The organism is Providencia sp. UF-183 (genome assembly GCF_058246155.1).
On record NZ_JBSICD010000049.1, the window covers coordinates 1 to 2963 of the forward strand.

Annotated in this window: 1 rRNA gene; it reads left to right on the forward strand. The window is 51.6% G+C overall.

The window, feature by feature from the left end:
• Positions 1-27: 27 nt before the first annotated feature.
• Positions 28-2936, forward strand: a 23S ribosomal RNA gene (locus AC4IFT_RS22230).
• Positions 2937-2963: the final 27 nt, after the last annotated feature.

The window sequence follows — 2963 nt, forward strand, 5'->3', positions numbered from 1 at the left end:
TCAATAAAAGACACCTTCGGGTTGTGAGGTTAAGCGACTAAGCGTACACGGTGGATGCCTAGGCAATCAGAGGCGATGAAGGACGTGCTAATCTGCGATAAGCGTCGGTAAGGTGATATGAACCGTTATAACCGACGATTTCCGAATGGGGAAACCCAGTGCAATTCGTTGCACTATCGTTTGATGAATACATAGTCAAACGAAGCGAACCGGGGGAACTGAAACATCTCAGTACCCCGAGGAAAAGAAATCAACCGAGATTCCCCTAGTAGCGGCGAGCGAACGGGGAACAGCCCAGAGTCTTAATCAGCATTAGCATCAGGAGAACGGTCTGGAAAGGCCGGCAGTAAAGGGTGATAGCCCCGTATCCGAAGGTGTTAGTGTTGTGAACTCGACGAGTAGGGCGGGACACGTGTTATCCTGTCTGAATATGGGGGGACCATCCTCCAAGGCTAAATACTCCTGATTGACCGATAGTGAACCAGTACCGTGAGGGAAAGGCGAAAAGAACCCCGGCGAGGGGAGTGAAATAGAACCTGAAACCGTGTACGTACAAGCAGTGGGAGCCTTGATTTATCAGGGTGACTGCGTACCTTTTGTATAATGGGTCAGCGACTTATATTCTGTAGCAAGGTTAACCGTATAGGGGAGCCGTAGGGAAACCGAGTCTTAACTGGGCGAATGAGTTGCAGGGTATAGACCCGAAACCCGGTGATCTAGCCATGGGCAGGTTGAAGGTTGGGTAACACTAACTGGAGGACCGAACCGACTAATGTTGAAAAATTAGCGGATGACTTGTGGCTGGGGGTGAAAGGCCAATCAAACCGGGAGATAGCTGGTTCTCCCCGAAAGCTATTTAGGTAGCGCCTCGTGAACTCATCTTCGGGGGTAGAGCACTGTTTCGACTAGGGGGTCATCCCGACTTACCAACTCGATGCAAACTACGAATACCGAAGAATGTTATCACGGGAGACACACGGCGGGTGCTAACGTTCGTCGTGAAGAGGGAAACAACCCAGACCGCCAGCTAAGGTCCCAAAGTCATAGTTAAGTGGGAAACGAAGTGGGAAGGCTCAGACAGCCAGGATGTTGGCTTAGAAGCAGCCATCATTTAAAGAAAGCGTAATAGCTCACTGGTCGAGTCGGCCTGCGCGGAAGATGTAACGGGGCTAAACTATGCACCGAAGCTGCGGCAGCGATATTTAGATATTGTTGGGTAGGGGAGCGTTCTGTAAGCCTGTGAAGGTGTACTGTGAGGTATGCTGGAGGTATCAGAAGTGCGAATGCTGACATAAGTAACGATAATGCGGGTGAAAAACCCGCACGCCGGAAGACCAAGGGTTCCTGTCCAACGTTAATCGGGGCAGGGTGAGTCGACCCCTAAGGCGAGGCAGAAATGCGTAGTCGATGGGAAACGGGTTAATATTCCCGTACTGGTGATAATTGCGATGGGGGGACGGAGAAGGTTAGGCTGGCCGGGCGACGGTTGTCCCGGTTTAAGGATGTAGGCAGGTGAATTAGGCAAATCCGGTTCACTATATGCTGAGGTCTGATGACGAGTCACTACGGTGGCGAAGTAGCTCATACCCCGCTTCCAGGAAAAGCCTCTAAGCTCTAGATTATCATTAATCGTACCCCAAACCGACACAGGTGGTCAGGTAGAGAATACTCAGGCGCTTGAGAGAACTCGGGTGAAGGAACTAGGCAAAATGGTGCCGTAACTTCGGGAGAAGGCACGCTGGCGCTAGGTGAAGTGGTTTACCCATGGAGCTGAAGCCAGTCGCAGATACCAGCTGGCTGCAACTGTTTATTAAAAACACAGCACTGTGCAAACACGAAAGTGGACGTATACGGTGTGACGCCTGCCCGGTGCTGGAAGGTTAATTGATGGGGTTATCCGTAAGGAGAAGCTCTTGATCGAAGCCCCAGTAAACGGCGGCCGTAACTATAACGGTCCTAAGGTAGCGAAATTCCTTGTCGGGTAAGTTCCGACCTGCACGAATGGCGTAATGATGGCCAGGCTGTCTCCACCCGAGACTCAGTGAAATTGAACTCGCTGTGAAGATGCAGTGTACCCGCGGCAAGACGGAAAGACCCCGTGAACCTTTACTATAGCTTGACACTGAACATTGAGCCTTGATGTGTAGGATAGGTGGGAGGCTTCGAAGCGTGGACGCCAGTCTGCGTGGAGCCAACCTTGAAATACCACCCTTTAATGTTTGATGTTCTAACGTTGCCCCATTATCTGGGGTGCGGACAGTGTCTGGTGGGTAGTTTGACTGGGGCGGTCTCCTCCCAAAGAGTAACGGAGGAGCACGAAGGTTGGCTAAGCATGGTCGGACATCATGCGGTTAGTGCAAAGGCATAAGCCAGCTTGACTGCGAGAGTGACGGCTCGAGCAGGTACGAAAGTAGGTCTTAGTGATCCGGTGGTTCTGAATGGAAGGGCCATCGCTCAACGGATAAAAGGTACTCCGGGGATAACAGGCTGATACCGCCCAAGAGTTCATATCGACGGCGGTGTTTGGCACCTCGATGTCGGCTCATCACATCCTGGGGCTGAAGTAGGTCCCAAGGGTACGGCTGTTCGCCGTTTAAAGTGGTACGCGAGCTGGGTTTAGAACGTCGTGAGACAGTTCGGTCCCTATCTGCCGTGGGCGTTGGAAGATTGAAAGGGGCTGCTCCTAGTACGAGAGGACCGGAGTGGACGCACCACTGGTGTTCGGGTTGTCATGCCAATGGCATTGCCCGGTAGCTAAGTGCGGAAAAGATAACCGCTGAAAGCATCTAAGCGGGAAACTTGCCTTGAGATGAGTCTTCCCTGACCCTTTAAGGGTCCTAAAGGAACGTTTAAGACTAAGACGTTGATAGGTTGGGTGTGTAAGCGTAGCGATACGTTGAGCTAACCAATACTAATGAACCGTGAGGCTTAACCTGACAACACCGAAGGTGTTTTAGAGAGAT